The sequence below is a fragment of the Streptomyces johnsoniae genome, from assembly GCF_031845565.1.
GTDB classification, from domain to species: domain Bacteria; phylum Actinomycetota; class Actinomycetes; order Streptomycetales; family Streptomycetaceae; genus Streptomyces; species Streptomyces johnsoniae.
Map to the genome: position 1 here is coordinate 353,449 of NZ_JAVREV010000003.1, position 24,789 is coordinate 378,237.

General features: G+C 72.9%; 25 protein-coding genes and 1 pseudogene. 16 read left to right on the top strand and 10 right to left on the bottom strand.

Annotation, left to right across the window (positions count from 1 at the left end; translation table 11 throughout):
• Window positions 1–20 precede the first annotated feature (20 nt).
• Both RM779_RS07730 and RM779_RS07735 read left to right on the top strand, forming a co-directional pair.
• Window positions 21–1,823 (top strand): thiamine pyrophosphate-requiring protein, encoded by a 1,803-nt coding sequence (locus tag RM779_RS07730; RefSeq protein ID WP_311616912.1) that lies wholly within the window; start codon window positions 21–23, stop codon window positions 1,821–1,823.
• A 63-nt stretch (window positions 1,824–1,886) separates the two neighbouring features.
• A complete protein-coding gene (locus RM779_RS07735; RefSeq protein ID WP_311616913.1) occupies window positions 1,887–2,777 on the top strand; it encodes an SDR family oxidoreductase in 891 nt (296 codons plus the stop codon).
• 144 nt (window positions 2,778–2,921) lie between these two features.
• Here RM779_RS07735 and RM779_RS07740 read toward each other — a convergent pair whose 3' ends face one another.
• Window positions 2,922–3,773 (bottom strand): SigB/SigF/SigG family RNA polymerase sigma factor, encoded by an 852-nt coding sequence (locus RM779_RS07740; RefSeq protein ID WP_311616914.1) that lies wholly within the window; start codon window positions 3,771–3,773, stop codon window positions 2,922–2,924.
• Window positions 3,774–3,976: 203 nt separating this feature from the next.
• Here RM779_RS07740 and RM779_RS07745 point away from each other — a divergent pair, with 203 nt between their 5' ends.
• The 8 genes from RM779_RS07745 (at window position 3,977) to RM779_RS07780 (ending at window position 12,402) form a co-directional block, all read left to right on the top strand.
• Window positions 3,977–4,360, top strand: a complete 384-nt coding sequence (locus tag RM779_RS07745) for a DUF2267 domain-containing protein (protein ID WP_311616915.1) — start codon at window positions 3,977–3,979, stop codon at window positions 4,358–4,360.
• Window positions 4,357–5,421, top strand: a complete 1,065-nt coding sequence (locus tag RM779_RS07750; RefSeq protein WP_311616999.1) for an NAD-dependent epimerase/dehydratase family protein — start codon at window positions 4,357–4,359, stop codon at window positions 5,419–5,421. The genes RM779_RS07745 and RM779_RS07750 overlap by 4 nt, the downstream gene beginning before the upstream one ends.
• A gap of 65 nt (window positions 5,422–5,486) precedes the next feature.
• Window positions 5,487–6,989 carry a phytoene desaturase family protein gene (locus tag RM779_RS07755; protein ID WP_394813246.1) on the top strand — a complete coding sequence of 501 codons (1,503 nt, stop codon included), beginning with the start codon at window positions 5,487–5,489 and terminating at the stop codon, window positions 6,987–6,989.
• Window positions 6,980–7,438 (top strand): SRPBCC family protein, encoded by a 459-nt coding sequence (locus tag RM779_RS07760; RefSeq protein WP_311616917.1) that lies wholly within the window; start codon window positions 6,980–6,982, stop codon window positions 7,436–7,438. The genes RM779_RS07755 and RM779_RS07760 overlap by 10 nt, the downstream gene beginning before the upstream one ends.
• A gap of 92 nt (window positions 7,439–7,530) precedes the next feature.
• Window positions 7,531–9,282 carry an aa3-type cytochrome oxidase subunit I gene (gene ctaD, locus RM779_RS07765; RefSeq protein WP_311616918.1) on the top strand — a complete coding sequence of 584 codons (1,752 nt, stop codon included), beginning with the start codon at window positions 7,531–7,533 and terminating at the stop codon, window positions 9,280–9,282.
• Entirely contained in the window at window positions 9,279–9,635 is a 357-nt protein-coding gene (locus RM779_RS07770) for a hypothetical protein (RefSeq protein ID WP_311616919.1), read from the top strand. The genes ctaD and RM779_RS07770 overlap by 4 nt, the downstream gene beginning before the upstream one ends.
• An 89-nt stretch (window positions 9,636–9,724) precedes the next feature.
• Window positions 9,725–10,900 (top strand): zinc-dependent alcohol dehydrogenase, encoded by a 1,176-nt coding sequence (locus tag RM779_RS07775; RefSeq protein ID WP_311616920.1) that lies wholly within the window; start codon window positions 9,725–9,727, stop codon window positions 10,898–10,900.
• A 179-nt stretch (window positions 10,901–11,079) separates the two neighbouring features.
• Window positions 11,080–12,402, top strand: coding sequence for an MFS transporter (locus RM779_RS07780; protein WP_311616921.1), 1,323 nt, complete (start codon window positions 11,080–11,082; stop codon window positions 12,400–12,402).
• Between the two features lie 47 nt (window positions 12,403–12,449).
• Here RM779_RS07780 and RM779_RS07785 read toward each other — a convergent pair whose 3' ends face one another.
• Together RM779_RS07785 and RM779_RS07790 are read right to left on the bottom strand one after the other, a co-directional pair.
• Entirely contained in the window at window positions 12,450–13,277 is an 828-nt protein-coding gene (locus RM779_RS07785) for an SDR family oxidoreductase (protein WP_311616922.1), read from the bottom strand.
• Window positions 13,274–13,534 carry a DUF2795 domain-containing protein gene (locus RM779_RS07790; RefSeq protein WP_311616923.1) on the bottom strand — a complete coding sequence of 87 codons (261 nt, stop codon included), beginning with the start codon at window positions 13,532–13,534 and terminating at the stop codon, window positions 13,274–13,276. Before RM779_RS07790 ends, RM779_RS07785 begins: the two co-directional genes overlap by 4 nt.
• 406 nt (window positions 13,535–13,940) lie before the next feature.
• Between RM779_RS07790 and RM779_RS07795 the strand changes: the two genes are divergently transcribed.
• The gene (locus RM779_RS07795) at window positions 13,941–15,947 is read left to right on the top strand and encodes a glycoside hydrolase family 31 protein (protein ID WP_311616924.1); all 2,007 of its coding nucleotides are present in this window, start codon (window positions 13,941–13,943) and stop codon (window positions 15,945–15,947) included.
• Between the two features lie 11 nt (window positions 15,948–15,958).
• On the opposite strand, the gene RM779_RS07800 is transcribed toward RM779_RS07795, so the two are convergent.
• Complete coding sequence (locus RM779_RS07800; RefSeq protein WP_311616925.1) at window positions 15,959–16,225, bottom strand: hypothetical protein; 267 nt, start codon at window positions 16,223–16,225, stop codon at window positions 15,959–15,961.
• Between the two features lie 753 nt (window positions 16,226–16,978).
• Between RM779_RS07800 and RM779_RS07805 the strand changes: the two genes are divergently transcribed.
• Both RM779_RS07805 and RM779_RS07810 read left to right on the top strand, forming a co-directional pair.
• Entirely contained in the window at window positions 16,979–17,869 is an 891-nt protein-coding gene (locus RM779_RS07805; RefSeq protein WP_311616926.1) for a helix-turn-helix domain-containing protein, read from the top strand.
• The gene (locus tag RM779_RS07810) at window positions 17,853–18,053 is read left to right on the top strand and encodes a DUF397 domain-containing protein (protein WP_311616927.1); all 201 of its coding nucleotides are present in this window, start codon (window positions 17,853–17,855) and stop codon (window positions 18,051–18,053) included. The genes RM779_RS07805 and RM779_RS07810 overlap by 17 nt, the downstream gene beginning before the upstream one ends.
• A 162-nt stretch (window positions 18,054–18,215) precedes the next feature.
• Here the strand turns inward: RM779_RS07810 and RM779_RS07815 are convergent.
• Window positions 18,216–18,425: pseudogene (locus tag RM779_RS07815) on the bottom strand (TetR family transcriptional regulator); the annotation flags it as partial.
• A gap of 170 nt (window positions 18,426–18,595) precedes the next feature.
• A complete protein-coding gene (locus tag RM779_RS07820) occupies window positions 18,596–19,321 on the bottom strand; it encodes an SDR family oxidoreductase (RefSeq protein ID WP_311616928.1) in 726 nt (241 codons plus the stop codon).
• 83 nt (window positions 19,322–19,404) lie between these two features.
• Here RM779_RS07820 and RM779_RS07825 point away from each other — a divergent pair, with 83 nt between their 5' ends.
• Window positions 19,405–20,283, top strand: a complete 879-nt coding sequence (locus RM779_RS07825; protein ID WP_311616929.1) for a LysR family transcriptional regulator — start codon at window positions 19,405–19,407, stop codon at window positions 20,281–20,283.
• A 311-nt stretch (window positions 20,284–20,594) separates the two neighbouring features.
• On the opposite strand, the gene RM779_RS07830 is transcribed toward RM779_RS07825, so the two are convergent.
• Complete coding sequence (locus tag RM779_RS07830; protein ID WP_311616930.1) at window positions 20,595–21,128, bottom strand: hypothetical protein; 534 nt, start codon at window positions 21,126–21,128, stop codon at window positions 20,595–20,597.
• A gap of 125 nt (window positions 21,129–21,253) precedes the next feature.
• A complete protein-coding gene (locus RM779_RS07835) occupies window positions 21,254–21,865 on the bottom strand; it encodes a TetR/AcrR family transcriptional regulator (RefSeq protein WP_311616931.1) in 612 nt (203 codons plus the stop codon).
• A 140-nt stretch (window positions 21,866–22,005) separates the two neighbouring features.
• Here RM779_RS07835 and RM779_RS07840 point away from each other — a divergent pair, with 140 nt between their 5' ends.
• Both RM779_RS07840 and RM779_RS07845 read left to right on the top strand, forming a co-directional pair.
• The gene (locus RM779_RS07840) at window positions 22,006–22,638 is read left to right on the top strand and encodes an FMN-dependent NADH-azoreductase (protein ID WP_311616932.1); all 633 of its coding nucleotides are present in this window, start codon (window positions 22,006–22,008) and stop codon (window positions 22,636–22,638) included.
• A 126-nt stretch (window positions 22,639–22,764) separates the two neighbouring features.
• Entirely contained in the window at window positions 22,765–23,442 is a 678-nt protein-coding gene (locus RM779_RS07845) for a histidine phosphatase family protein (RefSeq protein ID WP_311616933.1), read from the top strand.
• 40 nt (window positions 23,443–23,482) lie between these two features.
• Here the strand turns inward: RM779_RS07845 and RM779_RS07850 are convergent, their stop codons facing one another.
• Both RM779_RS07850 and meaB read right to left on the bottom strand, forming a co-directional pair.
• Window positions 23,483–23,713: a DUF6191 domain-containing protein gene (locus RM779_RS07850; RefSeq protein ID WP_253194521.1), complete on the bottom strand. Its 231-nt coding sequence runs from the start codon at window positions 23,711–23,713 to the stop codon at window positions 23,483–23,485.
• 53 nt (window positions 23,714–23,766) lie between these two features.
• Window positions 23,767–24,768: a methylmalonyl Co-A mutase-associated GTPase MeaB gene (gene meaB, locus RM779_RS07855; RefSeq protein WP_311616934.1), complete on the bottom strand. Its 1,002-nt coding sequence runs from the start codon at window positions 24,766–24,768 to the stop codon at window positions 23,767–23,769.
• Window positions 24,769–24,789 lie beyond the last annotated feature (21 nt).

Sequence of the window (24,789 nt, forward strand, 5' to 3'; positions counted from 1 at the left end):
TCAAGGCTGAAAGGTCAATGATGAGCCAGACAGTCGCCGACTTCGTCCTCTCCCGGCTGCGCGCCTGGGACGTCGACGTCGTGTTCGGCTACCCCGGCGACGGCATCAACGGACTCCTCGCGGCCTGGGGCCGCGCCGACAACGAACCCCGCTTCGTCCAGGCAAGGCACGAGGAGATGGCCGCGTTCCAGGCCGTGGGCTACGCGAAGTTCAGCGGCCGGGCCGGGGTGTGCACCGCCACCTCGGGACCCGGCGCCATCCACCTGCTCAACGGCCTGTACGACGCGGCCCTCGACCACGTCCCCGTGGTCGCCGTCGTCGGCCAGACCAGCCGCACCGCCATGGGCGGCGCCTACCAGCAGGAGGTCGACCTGCACGCGCTGTTCAAGGACGTCGCGGCCTTCCTGGAGACGGTGAACGTCCCCGAGCAGCTGCCGAACGTGCTGGACCGCGCCTTCCGCACCGCCTACGGCCGCCGCGCCCCGGCCGTCGTCGTGCTGCCCGCCGACGTGCAGACCCTGGACCACCACGAGCCGGAGCATGCGTCTCTGATGGTGCCCTCCAGCCGCGACGACAGCGCCTGGACGGTCACCCCGACCGACGACGCGCTCGCGCGCGCCGCCGAGGTCGTCAACGCGGGCGAGAAGGTCGCCGTCCTCGTCGGGCAGGGCGCCGCCAAGGCCCGCGCGGAGATCGAGGACCTGGCCGAACTCCTCGGCGCCGGCGTCGCGAAGGCGCTGCTGGGCAAAGATGTCCTGCCCGACACGCTGCCCTGGGTGACGGGCACCATCGGCCTGCTCGGCACCCGCCCCTCCTACGAGTTGATGCGCGAGTGCGACACGCTCCTCACCATCGGCTCCAGCTTCCCCTACAGCCAGTTCCTCCCCGAGTTCGGCCAGGCCAGGGGCGTGCAGATCGACATCGACCCAGGGCTGATCGGCATGCGCTACCCGTACGAGGTCAACCTCGTGGGCGACGCCACGGCGACGCTGCGCAAGCTGCTGCCGCTGCTGCACCGGAAGGAAGGCGCGGCGCAGCGGCACCGCGAGCTGGCCGAGCGGGCCGAGCGCTGGCACGAGGCGCTGGCCCGGCAGGCGGAGCTGGTCGACGCCGACCCCATCAACCCCCAGTACGTCGCGCACGCCCTCGACCCGCTGCTGCCCGACGACGCGATCCTCGCCGTCGACTCCGCGTCCGTGACCAACTGGTACGCGCGCCACATCACCATGCGCGGGACGATGCGCGGCTCCCTGTCCGGCACGCTGGCCAGCATGGGCTGTGCCGTGCCGTACGCGATCGGCGCGAAGTTCGCCCACCCCGACCGGCCCGCCGTGGCCCTCGTCGGCGACGGGGCGATGCAGATGAACGGCATGAGCGAGCTGATCACCGCGGCCAAGTACCGGCACACCTGGGAGAATCCGCACCTGGTGGTCGGCGTGTGGAACAACCGGGACCTCAACCAGGTGACCTGGGAGATGCGGGCGATGTCCGGCGCCCCGCAGTTCCTGCCCTCGCAGGAGCTGCCCGACGTGTCCGCCGCGGCCTTCGCCCGCTCCCTCGGCCTGACCGGGGTGCGGGTGGAGAAGCCGGAGGACGTCGAGGCGGGCTGGCGCGAGGCGCTGGCCGCGCCGGGGCCCGCGGTCGTGGAGTTCCTCACCGATCCGGCGGTGCCGCCGATCCCGCCGGCGGCGACGTGGGAGCAGATCGAAGCGACCGCCAAGGCGCTGCTGAAGGGCGACCCGGACCGCGCCGACGTGGTCAAGAAGGGGCTCAAGGCCAAGCTCCAGCAGTACCTCACCGGCGGTGACCAGAGCAAGGACTGAACGGGAAGCACCGTGCCGCGCGCGATCCGGCCGCGCGGCGGCGGCCGCGGAAAGGAGCGTCAGATGACGGCACGAGAGCCCGAACCGCAGGACCCCACCGAGCGCCACCCCGCGCCGGAGTTCGCCGACCAGTCGCAGGAGCCCCCGGGCGACACCGGGGAGATGTCGCCGCGGCCGGACCACGGCGAGCGCACGTACCGCGGCTGCGACCGGCTCGCGGACCGCCGCACGGTCATCACCGGCGGGGACTCCGGCATCGGCCGCGCGGTGGCCCTGGCCTTCGCCCGGGAGGGTGCCGACGTGCTGTTCACGCATCTGCCCGAGGAGGCGGACGAGGCGGAGGAGACGTGCCGTCTCGTCACCGAGGCGGGCCGCCGCGCGGTCGCGCTGCCGTGCGACATCCGGGTGGAGGAGGAGTGCCGCCGGCTGACGGACCGGGCCGTCGCCGAGTTCGGCCGCGTCGACGTGCTGGTCAACAACGCCGCCTACCAGATGGCCCAGCCGGATGGCATCGAGAAGATCACCACGGAGCAGTTCGACCGGATCGTGCACACCAATCTGTACGGCATGTTCTGGCTGTGCCGGATGATGCTCCCGCACATACCGGCGGGCGGCAGCATCATCAACACCACCTCCGTTCAGGCGTACCGGCCGAGCCCGAAGCTCCTGGACTACGCCATGACCAAGGGCGCCATCGTCACCTTCACCCAGGGCCTGGCCGCACAGCTCGCGCCCGAGGGCATCCGGGTCAACGCCGTCGCCCCCGGACCGGTGTGGACGCCGCTGATCCCCGCCACGATGCCCGACACCAGCGAGTTCGGCGCGCAGTCAGGACTGGGCCGCCCGGCCCAGCCGGGCGAGATGGCGCGGGCCTACGTCTTCCTCGCCTCGCAGGACGCGGGCTTCGTCACCGCGGAGATCCTGAACGCCACCGGCGGCAGCGCCCTGCCCTGACGGCGCGCCGACGAAGGCCGCGGGCCCGCCGCCTCGCCTCAGGGGCGGCGGGCTCCGCGGCGCCGGTGCCGCTGTACGGCGCGCCAGACCTTCCGCCCGATCCACAGGGCGAGCAGCGGGCGCCGCAGCGGGCCGAGACGCATCTCAGGCCACCGTTCCGCCGGCGGCGGGCGCGGGAGCGGCCGCGGGCTCCACCGTGCCGTCGTGGCCGTCCACCTCGGTGCGGATGCGTTCGCAGGCCCGGCTCAGCAGCCGCGAGACGTGCATCTGCGAGATCCCCAGGTGCCGCGCGATGCGGCTCTGCGTCATGCCGTGGAAGAAGCGCAGGTACAGAATGTGCCGCTCGCGCTCCGGCAGCGCCTGCAAGGGGCTCTTGACCGACTCGCGGTCCACCACGCGGTCGAACCCGGGCTCGTGCGAGCCCAGCGTGTCGAGCAGCGAGTAGTCGCCGTCCGCGCCTGGAAGTTCAGCATTCAACGACAGGGTGCTGAAGCTCTCCAGCGCCTCCATGCCGGTCCTGACCTCGTCCTCGGTCAGGCCGCTGTGTTCCGCGATCTGCTCCACGCTCGGCCCCCGCTCGTCGAGCCGGAAACTCAGCTGCCGGGCCGAGGCCCGCACCCGGTTCCGCAGCTCCTGCGTGCGCCGCGGCACGTGCAGCCCCCACATGTGGTCCCGGAAGTGGCGCTTCACCTCACCGACGATCGTCGGCACGGCGTAGCTCTCGAAGGGCCGCCCGCGGCTCGGATCGAACCGGTGGACCGCCTTCACCAGGCCGAGCGCCGCGACCTGCTCCAGGTCCTCCAGCGCCTCGCCACGGTCGCGGAACGTCCGCGCCAGCCGGTCCGCCATCGGAATCCACGCACATATCACGTCCCGGCGCAATGCCTCGCGCTCCGGACACGGAGGCAGCTCGGCAATGCGCTGGAATTGACTGCTCGTGTCCGGCGCGTCGTCGTGCGGATGTCGCTTCTTGCGGGGGTTTGCGGGTGTATTCATTCCTGCTCTCCCAGGTGAGGGTGGGCGTGCGATTCGCGCTGCTCGCCACGGGAAGAGGCCGTTCCCGACAAGTCTGCCCGCATTTGCCCGCGCGCACATCTCGAACGCCGGGGGCCGCCGAGGTTTCCCGCGCGCCCCGCTGGTTACGCGGAGGGCACGACCTGGAAAAGACGGAAACGCAATCGACAGGAAAGGGCCGCACCGTGTCCTACAGCGCCTTTCTCTCGACCGTGCGCGAGCGCGGGGAGTACCCCGCCGACGAGGCGGAACGCATCGTCGAATCGGTCCTGACCACCCTCGGCCGGCGCCTTCCCGGGCCTTCCGCCGAGCACCTCGCGGACCAGCTGCCCATGCCGCTGGCGGAAATCCTCCACAGCGCGGACGACACCGGACGCAGCTGGGGGGTCGAGGAATTCATCAGCAACGTCGCGGACCATGCGGACGAGGATGTGGAGACGGCGGAGACCGATACCCGCGTCGTTTTCTCCGTTCTCTCGGAACGCGTCGCGGGCGGCGCGATGAACAAACTGCTCAGTCAGCTGCCCTCCGGCTACGCCGATCTCTTCGGATATGCGGAGCTGACCTGAACACCGCATCCGCCCGCATCGTCGTCACCGGGGCAACCGGCAATATCGGTACGGGTGTCGTGCGGCGCCTCGCCGCGGACCCGCGCGTCGGGTCCGTCGTGGGCATCGCCCGCCGCCGTCCGGAGACGTCCCCGGACGGTGTGACCTGGATCGGCGCCGACATCACCGAGGAGCCAGGTCTCGACCGGCTCTTCGCCGGTGCCGACGCCGTCATCCACCTCGCGTGCCTCTTCCAGCCCGCCCACCGCCCCGAGGTCACCTGGCGCACCAACGTCCTCGGCAGCGACCGGGTGTTCGCGGCCGTGGCCCGCGCCGGCGTGCCCGCGCTGATCCATGCCTCCTCCGTGGTGGCCTACGCCCCCGGGCCCAAGGACCGCCGCGTGGACGAGTCCTGGCCCACCGACGGCTGGCCGACCGCGCCCTACTGCCGGGAGAAGGCGTACACCGAACGGCTCCTGGACGTCTTCGAGTACGAGAACCCCGGCGTGCGCGTCGTACGGCTGCGGCCCGGCATCGTCGTCGCCGCGGACAGCGCGCCGCAGCAACGGCGGCTGTTCGCCGGCCCGTTCCTCCCCGCCCGGCGGCCCCCGCGCCCGCTGCGCGTGCTCCCCGGCCTGGCCGGGCTCACCTTCCAGGCGCTGCACTCCGACGACGCCGCGGACGCCTTCTGCCGCGCCGCGCTCCAGCAGGTCCGCGGCCCGTTCAACATCGCCGCGGAACCCCCCGTCGACCCGCGCCTGCTCGCCCGCCTCACCGGTGCGCGCCTGCTGCCCGTGCCCTACCGGCCGCTGCGGGCCGCCGTGGACGCGGCCTGGCACCTGCGCCTGGTGCCCACGTCGGCGGCCATGCTGGACGCCGTCCTCACCTTCCCGCTGATGGACACCGGGCGGGCCCGCCGCGAACTCGGCTGGGACCCGCGGCACTCCGCGGCCGACGCCACCGCCCGCTTCCTCTCCGGGCTGCGCGGCAGCGGCGGCGGCGACACCCCGCCGCTGCGCCGCCGCCTGCCCGGCGGCGGCCGCCTGCGGGAGGCGGCCAGGGGACCTGGGGAGTCGCAGTGACCCCGCGCGGCGCGCCGGACGCCGTCGTGATCGGCGCGGGTCCCAACGGCCTCGTCGCCGCCAACATGCTGGCCGACGCCGGCTGGCACGTGCTGGTGCTCGAAGCCACCGCGGCACCGGGCGGCGCCGTCCGCAGCGACCGCGGCGTCCACCCGGACCACGTCAATGACCTCTTCAGCTCCTTCTACCCGCTGGCCGTCGCCTCCCCGGCCCTGCGGCGGCTCGGCCTCGAACGCTGGGGCCTGACCTGGCGCCACGCCCCCGCCGTCCTCGCCCACCCGCTGCCCGACGGCCGCTGCGCCGTCCTGCACCACGATCCTGAGCACACGGCCGCCGCGCTTGAGGCGTTCGCGCCGGGCGACGGCGACGCCTGGCTGCGCCTGGTGGCGCGCTGGGACCGGCTCGCCCCCGACCTCCTCGACGCGCTCCTCGGCCCGTTCCCGCCGCTGCGCCGCGGCGCGGCCGTCCTGCGCCGCCTGCTGCCCGCCGCCGACGGACTGCGCCTGCTGCGCATGCTGACCCTGCCCGCGCGGCGGCTCGGCGACGAGGAGTTCGCCGGGCCCGGCGGGCCGCTGCTCCTGACCGGCAGCGCGCTGCACGCCGATCTCTCGCCCGAGTCCGCGGGCAGCGGCGCGTTCGGCTGGCTGCTGACCATGCTCGGCCAGCGGTACGGCTGGCCCGTTCCGGCCGGCGGCGCCGGGCGCCTCACCGACGCCCTGGTCCGCCGCCTGGCCGACCGCGGCGGCGAGGTGCGCTGCAACACCCCCGTCGACCGCGTCCTGGTGCGCGACGGGCGCTGCCTCGGCGTGCGCACCGCGGACGGCGAGCCGGTGCCCGCCCGCCGCGCCGTCCTGGCCGACGTGCCCGCGCCCGCGCTGTACGGCGGCCTCGTCGACTGGGCCGACCTGCCGCGCCGGCTGCGCGCGGACCTGCGGCGCTTCCAGTGGGACCACCCCACGTTCAAGGTCGACTGGGCCCTGACCCGGCCCGTGCCGTGGACCGCGCAGGCCGCCGCGGCGGCGGGCACCGTGCACCTCGCCGACAGCCGGGACCACCTGACCCGCTACGCCGCCGACCTGGCCTGCGGAACCGTCCCCCGCCACCCCTGCGCCGTCTTCGGCCAGATGACCACGGCGGACCCCGGCCGCTCCCCGGCCGGCACGGAATCGGCCTGGGCCTACACCCACCTGCCGCGCGGCGCCGCGGGGGCGGCGCCGCCGGAGGCCCTGGCCGACCGGCTGGAGGCGGCCGTCGAACGATTCGCGCCCGGCTTCCGGGACACCATCGCCGCCCGGCGGATACTGCCCCCGGCCGGTCTCGAAGCCCTGAACCCCAGCCTGTACCGGGGGGCGCTCGGCGGCGGCACCGCCGCCCCGCACCAGCAACTGGTCTTCCGCCCGGTCCCCGGCACCGGCCGCCCCGGCACGCCGGTGGCCGGCCTGTACCTGGCCTCGTCCTCCGCACATCCCGGCGGCGGCGTGCACGGGGCCTGCGGGGCGAACGCGGCCCGCGCCGCCCTGCACCGAGCCCGATGGAACCCGCGTGTGAGGAGCCGCACATGGCCGTGAGGCCCGTACTGATCCGACGCCCCCCGTCCGCGGTGTGGGCCGTGCTCGCCGACGGCACCAGGTATGCCGAGTGGGTGGTCGGCACCGCCGGCTCGCAGCCCGTGGAAGGCACCTGGCCCGAGGTCGGGGCGGCCCTCCGCTACACCGTCAAGGTCGGCCCCGCCACGCTCCACGGGCGCACCGTCGTGCGCGCCTGCGAACCCGTCGGCGTGCTCGAACTGGAGGCGGCCAGCCGCCTGGTGGGCACCGCCCGCATCGGCATCGACCTGCGCCCGTGGGGCGAGGAGAACACCCTGGTGACCATCGACGAGCACCCGCTGACCGGCCCGGGCGGCCGGCTGCACAACATGCTGTCCGAGGCCCTGCTCCAGATCCGCAACCGCCGGATGGTCCGCAGGCTGGCGCAGGTTGTCGAGGCGGACTCCGCCCCGCCGCCCGGCGGTCGCTGAACGTCCGCACACGCCCACGAACGAGTCAAACCGGCTGGGGTCGCCCGCACACCGATAAAACGGGCCGCGACCTTCAGGGAAAGGACCCGTTCATGGCGACCGTCACCGAGGCGCGGGCCGACGCACGCGGCCCCGCGCCGAAGAAGCCCAAGACTCCCGGCCGGGTCGTGGTGTCGTGGCTGACCACGACCGACCACAAGCAGATCGGCTCGCTCTACCTCGTCACCTCCTTCCTGTTCTTCCTGGTCGGAGGCGTACTCGCCATGGCCATGCGGGCCGAACTCGCCCGCCCCGGAATCCAGATGCTGTCCCACGAGCAGTACAACCAGGCGTTCACGCTGCACGGCACGATCATGATGCTGCTGTTCGCCACCCCGCTGTTCGCCGGGTTCGCCAACTGGATCATGCCGCTCCAGATCGGCGCCCCCGACGTGGCGTTCCCCCGGCTCAACGGGCTCGCCTACTGGCTGTACCTGTTCGGCGGGCTGCTGGTGCTCGCTTCCTTCCTGACCCCGCAGGGCCCGGCCAGTTTCGGCTGGTTCGCCTACAGCCCGCTCAGCAACGAGATCCGCTCCCCGGGCGTCGGCCCCAACATGTGGGTCATGGGCCTGGCTCTGTCCGGCTTCGGCACCATCTTCGGCGCGGTCAACTTCATCACCACCATCATCTGCATGCGCGCACCGGGCATGACGATGTTCCGCATGCCGATCTTCACGTGGAACATCCTCCTCACCAGCGTGCTGGTGCTCATGGCGTTCCCCGTGCTGGCCGCCGCCCTCTTCGGGCTCGCCGCCGACCGCGTCTTCGGCGCGCACATCTTCGACTCCGCCAACGGCGGCGCGTTGTTGTGGCAGCACCTGTTCTGGTTCTTCGGCCACCCCGAGGTCTACATCGTCGCGCTGCCGTTCTTCGGCATCATCACCGAGGTCATCCCCGTCTTCAGCCGCAAGCCGATCTTCGGCTACATCGGGCTCGTCGGCGCCACCATCGCCATCACCGGTCTTTCGATGACCGTGTGGGCCCACCACATGTTCGCCACCGGCGCCGTGCTGCTGCCGTTCTTCTCGCTGCTGTCCTTCCTCATCGCCGTGCCCACCGGCGTCAAGTTCTTCAACTGGATCGGCACCATGTGGCGCGGCTCGCTGTCCTTCGAGACGCCCATGCTGTGGTCCATCGGCTTCCTCGTCACCTTCCTCTTCGGCGGCCTGACCGGCGTCCTGCTGGCCTCCCCGCCGATGGACTTCCACGTCACGGACAGCTACTTCGTTGTCGCGCACTTCCACTACGTGGTGTTCGGCACCGTCGTCTTCGCGATGTTCGCCGGGTTCTACTTCTGGTGGCCCAAATTCACCGGCACCTGCCTCGACGAACGGCTCGGCAAGATCCACTTCTGGACGCTGTTCGTCGGCTTCCACGGCACGTTCCTCGTCCACCACTGGCTCGGCGCCGAGGGCATGCCCCGCCGCTACGCCGACTACCTGGCCGCCGACGGCTTCACGGCCCTCAACATGATCTCCAGCATCGGCGCCTTCCTGCTCGGCCTGTCCACCCTGCCCTTCCTCTACAACATCTGGCACACCGCCCGGCACGCGCCGAAGGTCGAGGAGGACGACCCGTGGGGCTACGGCCGTTCCCTGGAGTGGGCCACCTCCTGCCCGCCGCCGCGCCACAACTTCACCACCCTGCCCCGCGTCCGCTCCGAAGCGCCCGCCTTCGACCTGCACCACCCCGACGTGGCCGTCGTCGACCAGTCCCGCCAGACCGGCCGCCGGGACATCGCCGAGTCCGGAACGCACGCCCCCGGCCCCGACCCCGGCTCCGGCCCGCGGGAGTCCGGCAGATGAGCACGGGCGGCAGCGAACGCGAGGCCGCCGCGGGCATCGCGCAACTGGAGGGCTACCTGCTGTGGCAGGCCGAGCTTGCGGGCGCCCGCGCCGAGGCCGAGTTGTTCGCCGCGCGGCTGACCGGCCTCAGCGAGGAGCAGCGCGCCGAGCTGGCCGACCGGTACGCGGAGGAACGCATCGCCCTCTCCCGCCGCGTCCTGGTCGCCGTCGCCGACCGGTGCCGCGGCCTCCAGGCGGAGTACACCGACCGCTACCGGTGCCTGCGCAGGCGCGTGCTGTGCGCGGCGGCCTGCGCCGTGCTGGCCGCCGTGAGCCTGGCGGCCGGCTCCCTGCTGCTCACCACCCGCGGCTGATCACCCCGCGCCCGCCCGACTGACACCGGCCGGGCGGGGTACTCGCCCGGCGTTCTTAGGCCGGACGACGGGAACCGGAGGCAGGCGCCATGAAGGCAGTGGTGTGGCACGGCAAGCGCGACGTGCGGGTGGACGAGGTGCCAGAACCCCGCATCGAGGAGCCGACGGACGCGGTGATCCGGGTGACGTCCACCGGCCTGTGCGGGTCCGACCTGCACCTCTACGAGGTGCTGACCCCGTTCATGACGCCGGGGGACATTCTCGGCCACGAGCCGATGGGCGTCGTGACCGAGGTCGGCTCCGCCATCACCGACCTGCGCCCGGGCGACCGGGTCGTCGTCCCGTTCCAGATCGCCTGCGGCTCCTGCTTCATGTGCGCGCGCGGGCTCCAGACGCAGTGCGAGACGACGCAGGTGCGGGAGCAGGGCACGGGCGCCCCGCTGTTCGGCTACACCAAGCTGTACGGCTCCGTGCCCGGCGGCCAGGCCGAGTACCTGCGGGTGCCGCAGGCCCACTACGGCCCGGTCATCGTGCCGCCCGACGTGCCCGACGACCGGTACCTGTTCCTGTCCGACGTGCTGCCCACGGCGTACCAGGCCGTGGCCTACGCGGACGTCCCCGAGAACGGCACGCTGGCCGTGCTCGGCCTCGGCCCGATCGGCGACATGTGCTGCCGCATCGCCCTCCTGCGGGGCGTCCGGCAGGTCATCGGTATCGACCTCGTGCCCGAACGGATGGCGAGGGCCCGCGCACGCGGCGTGACCACCCTCGACGTCACCGGCAAGGAAGACGTCGTCGAGGCCGTGCGCGACCTCACCGACGGCAGGGGCGCGGACTCCGTCATCGACGCGGTCGGCATGGAGGCCCACGGCGGCACCGCGGGCAAGCTGGCGCAGAACCTGGGCGGGCTGCTGCCCGGCCGGGCCGCGGAGAAGATCGCGGGCAAGGCGGGTGTGGACCGGCTGTCCGCGCTCCACCTGGCCATCGACCTCGTCCGCCGCGGCGGCACCATCTCCCTCAGCGGCGTCTACGGCGGCATGGCCGACCCGATGCCGATGCTCACCCTCTTCGACAAGCAGATCCAGCTGCGCATGGGCCAGGCCAACGTCCGGCACTGGGTGCCCGACATCCTGCCGCTCCTCGCCGGGGACGACCCGCTGGGCGCGGACGACTTCGCCACCCACCACCTGCGGCTCGACCAGGCGTCCGACGCCTACGCGATGTTCCAGCGCAAGGAAACCGGCAAGGTCGTCCTGCGGGTGTGAGCGCGGGTGTGAGCAAGCGCACGCAGCGCGTACGGGCCAGGCGCCCCAAGGAGTGACGGCACCGGCGACCGCGCCGGGGTGATCTTGGTCTTCCCCGGCTCCGGCCGCATTTGCCATGGTGGGCGGCGTCCCCGGCACCGTCCGGGGTCTTCCCCGCCCCCCACCCCCCTTTTTTTCCCATGTCTGCACTCGCGCCTGCCCCCGCCACCCGCCGCAGCCCGTGGCGCTGCCTGCGCTACCCCAGCATGCGCTGGTGGTCGGCGGCCAACCTGGTGTCCAACGCGGGCACCTGGATGCAGCTCACCGTCCAGAACCTGCTCGTCCTCCAGGTCACCGGCTCCGCCGCCATGACCGGCGTGTCCCTGGCCGTCCAGGCCGGTCCCGGTCTGCTGCTCGGCCTGCTCGGCGGCGCGGCCGTCGACGCCTGGCCGCGCAAGCTGACCGCCGCGGTCAGCCAGGCGGCCCTTGGCGCCGTCGCCTTCACCACGGCCGCTCTCGTCGCGTTCGGCGCGCTGAACGTGCCGCTGCTGCTGATCCTCTCCGCCGTCACCGGCGTGATCGCCACCGTCGACAACCCGGCCTGCGCTCTGCTCGGCAACGACCTGGTGCGCACCAGGGACGTGCCCTCCGCGATCGCCCTCGGCTCGGCCGTGCACAGCGTCGGCCGCCTCGCCGGAACGGCGCTCGCCGGCGGTGCCGTGGTGCTGTTCGGCACGGCCGCCGCGTTCGTCGCCAACGGTCTGTCGTTCGTCTTCGTGGCCGCGGTCATCCCGTTCCTGCGGCTGATCGACCGCTCGACCGACCCGGACGCCCAGGTGGCGCCCGCCGAGGCCGCGCGCCCGAGCGCCGACCCGCGCGAGGGCCTGCGGTTCTTCTTCGGCCGTCCGCGGCTCGTCGCGCTCGCGGCCATCACAGGGCTGAGCGCGATCTTCGGCCGCAACTACGCCCTGACGCTGGCCGTTCTGGTGACCGGCCCGCTGGCCGCGGGACCCGGCGCGTTCGGCACCGTCTCCACCGCCCTGGCCATCGGCGGTATCGCGGGCGCCCTGCTCGCGGGGCTGCTCCAGCGGCCCTCCGTCCGCCTGGTCGCGGCGATGGCGGGCGCGGGCGCCGTGCTCCAGATCGCCACCGGGTTCACCCCGACGCTGGCCCTGCTGATCCTGCTCGTCATCCCCATGGCCGTCGTCGAATCCGTGTCCGACACCGCGGGCACGACCGTTCTCCAGACCGACCCGCCGCCGCACATGCGCGGGCGCGTCCTGGGCGTGTGGCGCAGTCTGAGCACCGGCTGGGGCCTGATCGGCCCGCCCGTGATCGGCGTGCTCATGGAGCTGGCCGGCGCGCGCGCCGCCCTCGTCGCCGGCGGTCTCGTCATCGCCATCGCCGCCACCGCGGGCCTCGCGCTCGCGACGCGCCGCGCCCCGCGGCCCGCCGCCGAGACGGCGCCCGACTCGGAGCCCGCGCCCGCCCCGCGCCCGGCGGAGCTGGCCGCCGTGGCCTGAGCCGCGCCGCCGCCCCGGCCGCCCGCGCCGCCCCGGCCGCCCGCGCCTCAGGCGCCGGTGCCGGGGCGGCGCCAGGTGTGTTCGCGCATATGGGACCCGGCCATCGGGCCCATCCGCAGCATCCCGCCGTCCACCGGCCAGGACACGCCGGTCACGTACCCGGACCCGTCCCCGGCGAGGAACGCGATGACCTCGGCGACCTCCCGCGGATCGCCCGGCCGCCCCAGCGGCACCCCGGGCCGCTCCCGCGTCGTCACGTCGACGCCCGCCTGCCCGGTCATCGGCGTGGCGATCTCGCCGGGCGCGACGGCGTTGACGCGGATGCCGTGCTCGGCCAGTTCGAGCGCCATCACCTGCGTGAGCAGCCCCAGGCCCCCCTTCGCCGCGCAGTACGGCGCCGCCCCCACCCGCGGCTGGTGCTCGTGCACGCTGGTCACGTTCACGATGCGCCCCCCGCCGCCCTGCGCGATCATCCGCCGCGCCGCGCGCTGCCCGCACAGCAGCGGGCCGACCAGGTCGACGTCCAGCACGTGCCGCACCGTCGGCAGGTCGAGATCGGTGAACGGCGTCGCGGGGCTGCCCGTTCCCGCGTTGTTGACCAGCACGTCGAGCCGCCCCAGCCGTTCCGCCAGCGCGTCCACCACGTCCGCGGCGGCGGGCAGGTCCGCCAGGTCCATCCGTGCCGTCTCCGCCCGGCGGCCGGCGGCCCGCACCTCCCGCGCCGTCTCCTCGGCGTCGGCCTCGCTGCGGTACCAGGTGATGCCGACGTCCATGCCCTCCTGCGCCAGCCGGATCGCGGTCGCCCGGCCGATTCCGGACTCCGCCCCCGTCACCAGGGCGACGGGGGCGGTGCTGCCGGGCTGTGACCCGGTCACTCGAAGATCGCTTTCTCGACGTCGTTCGGGCCGTCGAAGCGGTCTCCGGGCATGTCGGCGATCTTCTTGACCAGCCCCTTGTCCGCGCCGTTCGCCCTGGCCCGCTCGACGAGCTCCGGCTTCCCGGCCGGGTAGCTGGTGTCCTTCAGGGCTTTCTGGACCTCGATGGGATTGGTCTTGCCCATGGCGTCCTCCGGATTCTCGAATCGTTCCTCATCGCTGACCAGGGCCGTGTACCCGACGCCTTCGGAAGCCATTCGCACCGGGACCGCCCAGCTCGGCCGGACGTCCTCCTTCGCGCGACGAAGCCGAGCGGCGCCCCCTGCCGCCGGTCACGGCCGCGAGGTGCGTCACCGCGGCCCGCATCGCGGGCGGCGCGTCGTCCAGCGGCGCGACCGGCCGCCCCCGCGCCACCGGGGCGCAGGGCTGCCCCGGGAACGGCCGGTGCCGCCGCGACCCCCGGGGTCTCGCGTCTCTTCCCGCGTCCGCGCCGGAGCCCCCACCCCGCCCCTTCGCCCCGCGTCTCCACCCGCAGCCCTCGCAGCAGCCGCAGGCCCCCGTCGCCCAGGCCGCGCAGCGTTTCCGCAGGCCGGGGGCCGGGTACTCGGCGCGGGCCCCCGCGCGGCCGGCGCGCGCGGCGTCCGCCGAGCGACGGAGGTGGCCATGACGGCGGAGACCGACCCGTACGTGGCGGCCGAACCCGCGCCCGACGGACGGCACCTGCGTGTCACGCTCGCCTCGGGCCGCACGCTGACCCTGTCGTGCACCGTTCCCGTCGAGGGCGTGCTGCGGCTGCGCGAAGCGGGCACCAGCGGTGCCCCCGAGTACGGCACGCCCCTGCTCGCCGGATTGCCCGACACCCCCGCCGAGCTGACCCGCGTGCCCGAGGGCACCCGGATCAGCGGTCCTGGCGTCGAGGCGCTGTGGGACGGCGGACAGGGCCTCACCTGCGGCGCCTACCGGAGGTTCGCCGACCCCGAGGCGGACACCGTGCCGTTCCGCGCGGGCTACCGCCCGCCGACCGCCGAGCACCCCGCCGGCTGCTGGGTGGAAACGATCCACCTGGCGCCCGACGCCGCCGTCTACGGCGGCGGCGAGAGCTACCAGGGCATCAACCTCCGCGGCCGGCACCGCCAACTGCGCAACACCGAGGAGAGCCGCGCCGCCGGCCGCGCCGCCGCCTACCTCAACATCCCGCTGCTGTGGTCCGACGCGGGCTGGGGCCTGTACGCCCACACCGGCGGCACCGTCGAGGCCGACCTGGGCGCCACCCACTCCGAGGCCGCGAGCGTCGAGATCGGCGGCGACACGCTCGACCTGTTCCTCATCACCGGCGACGCCCCCGGCATCCTGCGCCGCTACCTGGCCCTCACCGGCCGCCCCCGCGCCCTGCCCGAATGGGCCTACGGGGTGTGGATGAGCCGTTCGTCCTACTTCACCGCCGAGGAAGTCGTCCGCACCGTCGACGAACTCCGCGCGGCCGACTGCCCCGTCGACGTCATCCACGTCGACGAGTGGCTGGAGGAGTCCGTCCTGCACGACGCCTCCTGGAGCACCGGGCCCGACCGCAGCCGCTTCCCCAAGGGCTGGACCGCCCCGCTGCGGGACCGCGGGGTGCGCACCAGCCTGTGGATCAACCCGTACGTCACCCGCGGCTCCCCGCTGGCCGACCGGCTGGGCGACCTCGGCTACCTGGTCCGCGACGCCGCCGGCCGGCCCGTCTCCGCCGCCGACAACGAGAACGTGCTCGTCGTCGACTTCACCAACGCCCGGGCCAGGGCCTGGTGGTCGGACCGCCTGGCCCACACCCTGAAGGACGAGGGCAACGCCGCGGTCCTGGCCGACTTCGGCGAGGAGATCCCCGACGCCGCCGTGTTCGCCGACGGCACCACCGGCACCGAACGCCGTAACAGCTACGGCCTGATCTACCAGGACGCGGTCCGCGAGACGGGCCTTGCGACCCGCCCCGGCGACTTCGTCGCCATCGCCCGCTCCGGCACCGCCGGCTCCCAGCGCGACCCCGCGCACTGGGCGGGCGACCTGCCGTCCACCTGGAGCGGCCTGGTCTCCACCCTGCGGGCCCTGCTGTCCATGTCCCTGAGCGGCGCCTCCCTGGTCACCCACGACGCCGGCGGCTACTGGACGCCCGCGTCCTACCGGGCGGCCATCGCCCAGCGCGCCACCATGGCGCCCTACGGGACGCCCACCGACGTCGAGCCGGAACTGTACGGCCGGTGGGCGCAGTGGGCCGTGTTCTCGCCGATCACCCGCTTCCACGGCGTCGGCCGCCGCGAGCCCACGGTCTACCCGGAGCCGGTGCGCTCCGCCGTCATCGCCGCCTGCCGGCTGCGGCACCGGCTGCGGCCCTACCTCGCCGAGTCCGCCGCCGCCGAACTGCCCCTGATGCGGCCGATGCCGCTGGCACACCCAGGCGACCGGGCCGCCCGCGACGCCGACCTCCAGTACCTCCTCGGGCCGGACGTGCTCGTGGCACCGATCCTCGAACCGGGCGGCCGCCGCCTGCTGTGGGCGCCGCCGGGGGAGTGGACACCACTGCTCGGCTGCCCACCACTGACCGGCCCCGGCTGGCACGAAGTGCACTGCACCCCCGACCAGTTCCCGGCGTTCGTCCGCACCGAACGCGGCATCGCCGCGGTCCTGCGGGACTGAGCCGGAGGCGGTCACCGTGGCGTCCCCCTGCGCAGGCGGGGATCGATGTGGCGGGCGGCCCACAGGATGGTGGTGGCGTTCATCGTCAGGATCTCCCCGGTGGTGAACGTCAGGCGCTTGCGGTCCGGACCCAGCGCGGTCATGTCCCTGATGGTGAACGGCTGTCCGCCGACCATGAGTTGGTCGCCACGCCGGACGGTGTGCACGTCGACCTCGACGGAGACCAGGATTCGGGCGGTGGGCGGGGTGGCTATGCGGCGCACGGGCTGAGGCGTCATGGCAGTGGCACTCCGGTGTCTGTACGGGGGACGGCGGTGCATCCTGGGACACGTTTTCGTGCGGGGTGCGGTGGTGTCGCGGCCGGCTGCCGCGGCCACCGAGGTTCTGGCTTTCGGCCTCCTGTGACGGAGCGCATGGGAGCCGGTGCCACCGAGCGGGACAAGGGCTTCGCGGTCGGTGCGCTACGGACCTCGGACAGGACCAGGTAGGCGTCCACTACGCCGTACATGTACGGCCGGGGGAAGTGCCGCGAGCATCCGGGGCAGCGCCATGGTCGGCGGGTCGGCGGGCGGGCCGTGTGGCCCTCACCGACACGTTGATAACCACGCCCGGACGCGGCGGAGTTGGCTGATCATTTGACCGTTCCGGGCTCTTGCTGTCCGAGGTGCTCGCGTACCCGCTGGGCGAGTTCATCGGCTTGGGCGAGAAGTTCCGCCGTCGTCGGGCGGTCTCCTGAATCGGGGGCCTCCGTCGGGATGGAAGGGCGCGGAGGAGTGCTCACGGGGTCACCTGCCATTCAGTCGTTCCTGTGACGCACAGACGCGTGGGAAGCCCGGGGCGCCAGGCAACGCGTCGCGTGATGACGTGACTTCACTCTGTTGCCGCTGCGGCAGAAAGTGCAAGACTACAAATCGTTGTTCCGGTCAGAACCTTTCGAACTGGTGACTCGCCCCCCAGAACGGGGAGCGGAACCACTACAGACCGGGCGATGAAAGTCCTTCAGAATGAACGACAGGGAGAAGGAGGGGCCCGTGACAACACGTCCGACCGGCTCGACCGTGCCGAGGCGCCAACTCGGGCGCCACCTACGGGAGCTGCGCATGAAGGCGCGGCTCACCGTACGGGCGGCGGCGCGGCGGCTGGAGTGGTCCGAGCCGAAGCTCTGGCGCATCGAGACCGGGCAGACCAGTCTCCGCAGTCTTGATGCCCAGGCCATGTGCATGATCTACGGGGCCTCGCCCGAGATGACCGAGGCGCTGATGGGGCTCGCCAAGGAGACCAAGGCGCGCGGCTGGTGGCATGCCTACGGCGACGTGATTCCCGAGCACTTCGATGTGTACATCGGTCTCGAAGAGGCGGCAGCGAGGATCGACCTGTATCACGGTGATGTTGTCCCCGGTCTTCTCCAGACCGAGGAGTACGCCCGGGAGATCATCCGTACTCACGTCCGCGACGTGGACGACGACGATCTCGACCGCCGCGTGGAGCTGCGCCTGGAGCGCCAAGTGCTGCTGAACCGGGTCACCTACCCGCCATCGCTCCACATCGCGCTGGGTGAGTCGGTCCTGCGGCGCCCCGTCGGCGGCCACGGGGCCATGTCCCGGCAACTCGCCCACCTGATCTACGTCTCCGAACTGCCCAATCTGGAGATCCGGGTCGTCCCGTTCACCGCCGCCGCGCACCCGGGCCTCGTCACGGGCCCGTTCAACGTCCTGCGATTCCCGCTCAACGGCGACGGCGCCGAGACGGAGCCCCCGACCGTCTACTCGGATGGCTACACAGGGAGCCTGTACCTGGACAAACCCACGGAGGTGCAGAAGTACGACGATGCGTTCGCAGAAATCTGGCGGGCCTCACTGGATGAGCAGGCGTCGCGGCGCCTCATGGCAGACGTAGCAGGGAGCTATGAACAGCACGATTGACAACATGGCCTGGCGCAAGTCGAGCTACAGCAACGGGACCGGCGATTGTGTCGAAGTGGCGAACGGCCTTCCGGGCTTCGTGCCGGTGCGGGACAGCAAGGTGCGGAATGGTGCCGCACTGGTCCTTCCGGCGGGGGCCTGGTCGGCGTTCGTCGCCACGGTCAAGGACCACGGCCGCGTGTGACACACCACAAACGTCATGCCCCCGCATGCGGCACGACCGCTGCGGGGGCATTGCGTTCGTAGACCGCGACCTGACACGCGTCATCTCCGTTGCATCGGCTGACGTGGGTGGCGACGGCCGGATGCGTCGGCATGCTCCGGATCTGCTGTTTGTGGATTGACTTCACGGCTGGGTGCGTCGCTCGGCGGCGTCGAACGCGGGTGCGAGCGGGGTCAGCGCCGAGCGGAGTCGGTCCGGCAGTGAGCCGGAGGGTACGACCAGTCCTCCGGCGCCGGAACTCTTGGCGGCCTCTGCGTTCCCGGCCGGCCGGAGCCAGCCTTCCAACGCGATGCGAACCGCCGCGGCGACGCTCGCCGCGAGAACGTGGGCCGTGGGAACCCAAAGCCGCCTTCGCGGCAGTGGCCCAGCGGTATCGGAGGTGACAGGCCCCGCACACGGTGACCAGGTCCCGAGCTGCTGGAGGAGCGAGCGGCTCCCGAGCGTCTTCGAGATGCGCTTCGCGTTACCGAGGAAGTCAGCCCTCGCGTTCCCGTCCGTCCGGGTCACCAGGGGACGGTGCCCTCGTCGTCGAAGAAGCCGCCTCGCGGTCCGTCGTCAGGAAGGGTGGCGAGCCGGATCGCGATCGCGGCGCCCTGCTCGGGTGTCCGTGGCGCGTTGAAGCCGGTGAAGTCGGTCGCGACGTAGCCGGGGCAGGCGGCGTTCACGATGACCTTGCTATCGGCGAGTCGGCGGGCGTACTGCGCCGTGACGCTGTTGAGCATCGACTTCGACGGTGCGTACGCGGCCATGACCGGGCCGGTCCGCAGCGTCAGCGAGCCCATGTTGCTCGACATGTTGACGATGCGCGGCGAGCCTGCGCGGCTGAGCAGCGGCAGCATCGCGTTCGTCACCCGGACGACCCCGAACACGTTCGTTTCCAGGACGGTGCGGACGACGTCGAGGTCGAGCGTCGTCGGGTCCTGCGCGTCACCGTCCGTCCGGCCGGAAATGCCCGCGTTGTTGACGAGCACGTCGAGTCGTTCCGCCGTCCGTTCGATGGTCGCCGCCGCCGCGGCGACGCTGACGTCGGAGGTGACGTCGAGGGCGACCCCGAACGCGTCGACGCCCGCGGCGCGCAGCCGCTCGACGGCCGCCTCGCGCCTGGCGTCGTCGCGGGCCCCCACCGCGACCGTGAAGCCGATGGCCCCGAGACCCTGGGCGATGGCGAAGCCGATTCCCTTGTTCGCGCCGGTGACCAGCGCGGTCTTTGTGTCGTTCACGCGATCCATGCTCGGCGAGTTGCGCACTCGCCGTCCAAGACGGATTCGGTACCCCGTGATACTTGCCGGGTATCAGCCGGTAGGCTCCGCCCGTGGACGATCTCGAGACCCGCGAGCTCCGGTACTTCGTGGCCGTCGCCGAAGAACTGCACTTCGGACGTGCCGCCGTTCGGCTCGGGATGGCGCAGCCGCCGCTCTCCCGTGCGATCCGCCTGCTGGAGCGGCGGCTCGGCGTCCGGCTCCTCGACCGCGACCGCCGTGGAGTGGCGCTCACCGACGCCGGCCGGGTGCTGCTCCGTGAGGCGCGGGCGGCCCTCGACGCGGTCGCGGCCGCTGCGCGCAGAACGCGGCGTGCCGGAGAGCCGAAGCGGCCACTGGTGCTCGTGACGAAGGCCGGGGCGTCCCACGAGCTGCTGCAACGGCTCCTCGATACGCTCGCGAGCGAACCCGGTGCGCCACCGGTCGAAGTCCTCCTGTGCGAGGTCGGCGAGCAGGCGGGGCTGTTGCGCGGCGGGCGCGCCGACGTGGCACTCATGCACCGGCCGTTCGACGACCTCGCCGGGTTCGACACCGAGGACCTTCGCGTCGAAGGCCAGATCGCGCTTCTGCCCGCGGGGCATCCGCTCGCGTCGCGCGAGCAGCTCACGCTGGCCGACGTCCGCGACGTGCCGGACCTGCCCATCGCGCGGTGGCCCCGGCTCGACGGGTCCTACCCGGACGGGCCGGGACCCGAGGTGCACACCCAGTCACAGCTCGCTCAGCTCGTGGCGCTCGGCAGGACGCTGCTCGTCATTCCGGCCTCCAGCCGCGCCTGGCAGTGGCCCGATCACGTCGCGGTGCCCGTCGTCGACGCGCCGGACGTCACCACGGTCGTCGCCTGGCGGCCGGACAGCCACTCGCCGGCGATTACCTCACTCGTCCGCGCGGCGGCCGGGCTCCGCGGCACCGCACAGCCCGCGCCAGCGGGCTGAGGGCCCGCGCCACCGCGGGCCCGGCACAGCTCGTGCCGACCCGCGCTTCTCGCCCGTGGCGAACCACCGCACGCCCACGGCCGTTCCCCGACACGGGACGGTTCACCGCCCCGAGCGGCAGGGAGTGCTGCTCGGTTGCCGCGTCCGTGCCGGCGGTGCCGGACCGGCCGGGCCCCTTGTCGCGGGTCCCGGCCGGTGAACCGGCCGATCAAGCCATCCGCCATGCCATCCGCTTCGCCCGACCCCGTCAGGAGCGGACCGCCCACGGAACGGGCTGTTCCTCGTGGTCGTGGCACCGCGGCCGAGTCGGCCTAGGGAAGCAGGGGAATGTTGTGGACGCTGACGTCCGGTACGCCGTCTCCCCACCGGCAGACTCTCGTGCCGTCAAGCTCCTCCCGGCACGCGTCGGCCCACCGGATTCCGGTGATCTCCCACGTGTCGAGCCCCGGTTCTTGCCCGTCGTTGTTCGGCTCCGGGTACCAGCGCTCGGACCAGGCCCGCTCGCCGTCCTCGCACAGCGTGACCTGCCCCGGGTCGATGTGGTGGTGACCGGTGAGCCCCTGATCGACCCTGAAATCGGCGCGGGCCACGGCACACAGCCCGTCGTCCAGGGTGTCGTGCAGATAGAACTGGAGGTAGTGGCCCTGGTCATCTTCCCCGTAGTGGACGATCGCGTAGGCCCCGTCGTCCTGGAAGTTGATCGTGCGCTGCTCCCGGACCTCCGCGTGGGCGGCCGGCGCCGTCAGCAGCATGGTGGCCACCAGGGCCACCGGGATGCCGAGCCAGCGCAGCAGGCGGTAGCCCGACCACCGCTGTGGTGAACGACGCGATAAGGCTGTTCTCACCCTGTCCTCCTGAGAGTTGACCGGCACCTGCCTCGGCGCCGGAACCGAACGGTCCGATCATGGCCAAGCCCTGCGTCCGTACCCAGCCTTTCGACCGTCGTCGCACACCTTGACAGGGCGGACGGTCAGCGGGCAATGCGTTCGATCAGGGCTTGCCAGCTGTCGCCGAGGAAGTGGTCGACGTCCGGTGCCGGGGGCGCGCTCGTTTCCGACATGGACAGGTACAGCAGCAGCGGGCCTTCGAGAGCGGCGGTGAGCTGGACCGCGAGGCCGTTCAGGCTGGGCATCCGCACCTGGGCCTGGCTGAGCAGTATGCGGATGTGGAGCTGGGAGACCGACGGGTCGCCGGCCGGGGCAGGCCGGCCGCGGTCGAGGGACGCCCGGGCCACGGCGTGGTGGTCGAGGAGGAAGGCGATACGGGCGCGGCCGTAGGCGACGAGGCGCGCCACCGGATCGGCGCCGGGCCCCAGCGGCGGGGGGCCGGAGAGCACCTGCTCCTGGAACCGCCGTTCGTCCGCGTCCAGCAGCGCCCGGAAGATCCCGGCCCGGCTGCCGAAGTGGCGGAACACCGTGCCCTTGCCCAGCCCGGCGCGCTCGGCCAGGCCGTCCATCGTCACCTTTGCCACGCCCCGCTCCGCGATCATCTCGCGGGCCGTCTCCAGCAGCCGCTCGCGGTTACGCACCGCGTCGGCACGCTCACCACGCGGCTTTCCGAAGGGCACTACAGACGGTTCCACACGTTCAACCTACCCTGGGGAAGAAGAAGCGGGGTAGAGTCCGTTTAGCTTGAATGGAGAGGCGGCCCCGGCCTCCGGCCCGCCGCCGTCTCCCCGTCGAGACCACACCCGTGGACCATCCACCTGCGAGGAATCAACCCATGAACCTGTTCCGCCTGGACGCCAGCATCCTGCCCGGCGCCTCCGCCAGCGCCGAGATCGCCGACATAGCCGAGGCCGAGTGGACCGCCGCGCGCCCCGACGCCGCGGTGACCCGCCGCCACCTCGGCACCGACTCCCTTCCCGCGGACGCCTGGGCCCTCGCCACCACCGCCGGCTTCGCCGCCGAGGCGGACCGCACCCCGGCCCAGCGCGAGGCCCTCGCCCTGGCCGCGACCCTGGCCGACGAACTCCAGAACGCCGACGCGGCGATCCTGGCCGTACCGCTGTACAACTTCGGCGTCTCCCAGCACTTCAAGACCTGGGTGGACCTCGTCATCGCCGGGGGCGGCCCCACCGCCCCCCTGCTGAAGGGCACGCCCACCGTGCTGGTCACCACCCTCGGCGGCGGCTACGGTCCCGGTGCCCCGCGCGAGGGCTGGGACCATTCCACCCCCTACCTGGAACGCATCCTCGCCGACATCTGGCAGGCCGACCTCACCGTCGTCAAGCGGGAGCTGACCCTCGCCGCCACCACCCCCGCCATGGAGAACCTGCGGGACCTCGCCGCGCAGTACCACGCGCAGGCGCGCGACGCCGCCCGTCAGGCGGGCCGGGCGCTCGCCGGGAACTGACGGTCCCCACCCGGTGGGGGACCTGGAGGATCTGGAGGACCTGGAGGACCCGTGGAGGGGGCGAGGCTCCGGAATGGCACAGTGGACAGACCACTGCCACCCGCCTCACCGGAGACAGAACCGTCTATGCGACTGCTGCTCGTTCGACATGGCCAGACCCCCTCCAACCTCAAGCACCTGCTGGACACGGCCGAACCCGGCCCCGCGCTGACCCCGCTGGGACAGGAGCAGGCGGCTGCCCTCCCGGAAGCGCTGTCGGCGGAGACGATCGACGCGCTCTACGCGTCCACGCTCCTCCGCGCCCAGCTCACCGCGGCACCGCTGGCCGCCCGGACGGGGCTTGAAGTCGGTGTGCGGCAGGGCATACGGGAGCTGTCCGCCGGTGATCTGGAGATGCGGGGGGACCAGCAGGCGATCGAGACCTACCTGACCACGGCCTTCGCCTGGTCGGCGGGGGACACCGGGCGTCGCATGCCGGGCGGGGAGAACGGCGTGGAGGCGCTGCGGCGTTTCGACGCCGTGGTCGAGGAGGCCGCGGGCACCGGAGCCAAGACCGTGGCCATGGTCAGCCACGGCGCCGCGATCCGCATGTGGGCGGCGGCCAGGGCGGAGAACATCGACGCCGCCTTCGCGTCCACCCACGAGCTGCGGAACACCGGTGTCGTCATCCTCTCCGGCGCCCCGGGCGAAGGCTGGCGCGTCATCCGCTGGGAAGACCGGTCCGTCGGACCCGAGGACAGCACTCCGCACGCGAGCGGCCCGGCGGGGGAGTCCGTCGAGGACGTCGCGGACGCCGACGGCTGAGCGGCGGCCGACGGCTCGGTCGGTCGTTGCGGCCGGGTGCTCAGCGGCCGGGGCCGTCCGGGTCGTCGGGGTCCTCGGGGTCGTTCTGCCGCACGCGTGCGGGGCCAGCGGACAGGCTGATCACCGCCTCGCCCGAGTCGAGGTCGATCGGCCCCCGGTCGGGGGCGAGGCCGCCCGCCTCGACGAGCGTCAGCGCCAGCCGGCTCCGCTCCTCGTGGGTGTGATGGCTGCCGGGAGCGAACAGTTCCTCAAGCATATTGACCGTGAGCACGAGGCTCCCCTCGTCGGAACGGGCACGGCAACTCCGCCCCCCAGCATACGCGTTCACCGCGCGTCACCGTACGGCTCGCGGAAAGCCGCGACGAGTCGCTCGGCCGCCAGCGTCGCCGTCAGCGTGCCCCCGCGGACCTGCTCCTCCACCAGCGGCGCGAGGCCGCGCACCGCGGGGTGCCGCTGCAATCCGGTCATCAGGTGCTCCCGCACCATCGACCACACCCAGTCCACCTGCTGGTCGCGCCGCTTCGCCGCCAGCCGCCCGTCGGCGTCGAGCACCCCGCGGTGCCGCTCCAGGCGTTCCCACACCGTCTCCAGGCCCGCCTGCTCCAGCGCGCTGCACGTCAGCACCGGCGGCGTCCACCCCTCCTCGGGCGGATGCAGCATCCGCAGCGCGCCGGACAGCTCCCTGGCCGCCGTGCGCGCCTCGCGCTCGTGCGGCCCGTCCGCCTTGTTCACCGCGATGACGTCCGCCAGCTCAAGCACGCCCTTCTTGATGCCCTGGAGCTGGTCGCCCGTGCGGGCCAGCGTCAGCAGCAGGAAGGAGTCCACCATGCGGGCCACCGTCGTCTCCGACTGGCCGACCCCGACGGTCTCCACCAGCACCACGTCGTAGCCGGCGGCCTCCATCACGACGATGCTCTCCCGCGTCGCCTTCGCCACGCCGCCCAGCGTGCCCGCGCTCGGCGAGGGCCGCACGAACGCCGCCGGGTCCACCGACAGCCGCTCCATCCGTGTTTTGTCGCCCAGGATCGACCCGCCCGTCCGCGTGGAGGACGGGTCGACCGCGAGTACCGCCACCTTGTGCCCGAGGCCCGTCAGCATGCTGCCGAACGCGTCGATGAACGTCGACTTGCCGACTCCCGGCACCCCGCTGATCCCCACGCGCCTGGCCCGCCCGGCGTGTGGCAGCAGGTCGAGGAGCAGCCGCTGGGCCAGCTCCTGGTGGTCGGCCCGCGTCGACTCCACCAGCGTGATCGCCCGGGCCACATGCGACCTGGAACCGGCGAGGACGCCCTCGGCGTACGCCTCGATGTCAATGGTGCGCGGCATGTCCTTCGTTTCTACGGGTCG

What these genes read in the sequence shown, in the direction of transcription:
- RM779_RS07755 (WP_394813246.1), top strand. Translation starts at nt 5,487, where the DNA reads ATGCTGGCCGACGCCGGCTGGCACGTGCTGGTGCTCGAAGCCACCGCG.
- RM779_RS07730 (WP_311616912.1), top strand. Translation starts at nt 21, where the DNA reads ATGAGCCAGACAGTCGCCGACTTCGTCCTCTCCCGGCTGCGCGCCTGG.
- RM779_RS07775 (WP_311616920.1), top strand. Translation starts at nt 9,725, where the DNA reads ATGAAGGCAGTGGTGTGGCACGGCAAGCGCGACGTGCGGGTGGACGAG.
- meaB (WP_311616934.1), bottom strand. Translation starts at nt 24,768, where the DNA reads ATGCCGCGCACCATTGACATCGAGGCGTACGCCGAGGGCGTCCTCGCC.
- RM779_RS07845 (WP_311616933.1), top strand. Translation starts at nt 22,765, where the DNA reads ATGCGACTGCTGCTCGTTCGACATGGCCAGACCCCCTCCAACCTCAAG.
- RM779_RS07735 (WP_311616913.1), top strand. Translation starts at nt 1,887, where the DNA reads ATGACGGCACGAGAGCCCGAACCGCAGGACCCCACCGAGCGCCACCCC.
- RM779_RS07780 (WP_311616921.1), top strand. Translation starts at nt 11,080, where the DNA reads ATGTCTGCACTCGCGCCTGCCCCCGCCACCCGCCGCAGCCCGTGGCGC.
- RM779_RS07740 (WP_311616914.1), bottom strand. Translation starts at nt 3,773, where the DNA reads ATGAATACACCCGCAAACCCCCGCAAGAAGCGACATCCGCACGACGAC.
- ctaD (WP_311616918.1), top strand. Translation starts at nt 7,531, where the DNA reads ATGGCGACCGTCACCGAGGCGCGGGCCGACGCACGCGGCCCCGCGCCG.
- RM779_RS07820 (WP_311616928.1), bottom strand. Translation starts at nt 19,321, where the DNA reads ATGGATCGCGTGAACGACACAAAGACCGCGCTGGTCACCGGCGCGAAC.
- RM779_RS07790 (WP_311616923.1), bottom strand. Translation starts at nt 13,534, where the DNA reads ATGGCTTCCGAAGGCGTCGGGTACACGGCCCTGGTCAGCGATGAGGAA.
- RM779_RS07810 (WP_311616927.1), top strand. Translation starts at nt 17,853, where the DNA reads ATGAACAGCACGATTGACAACATGGCCTGGCGCAAGTCGAGCTACAGC.
- RM779_RS07760 (WP_311616917.1), top strand. Translation starts at nt 6,980, where the DNA reads ATGGCCGTGAGGCCCGTACTGATCCGACGCCCCCCGTCCGCGGTGTGG.
- RM779_RS07800 (WP_311616925.1), bottom strand. Translation starts at nt 16,225, where the DNA reads ATGACGCCTCAGCCCGTGCGCCGCATAGCCACCCCGCCCACCGCCCGA.
- RM779_RS07840 (WP_311616932.1), top strand. Translation starts at nt 22,006, where the DNA reads ATGAACCTGTTCCGCCTGGACGCCAGCATCCTGCCCGGCGCCTCCGCC.
- RM779_RS07795 (WP_311616924.1), top strand. Translation starts at nt 13,941, where the DNA reads ATGACGGCGGAGACCGACCCGTACGTGGCGGCCGAACCCGCGCCCGAC.
- RM779_RS07770 (WP_311616919.1), top strand. Translation starts at nt 9,279, where the DNA reads ATGAGCACGGGCGGCAGCGAACGCGAGGCCGCCGCGGGCATCGCGCAA.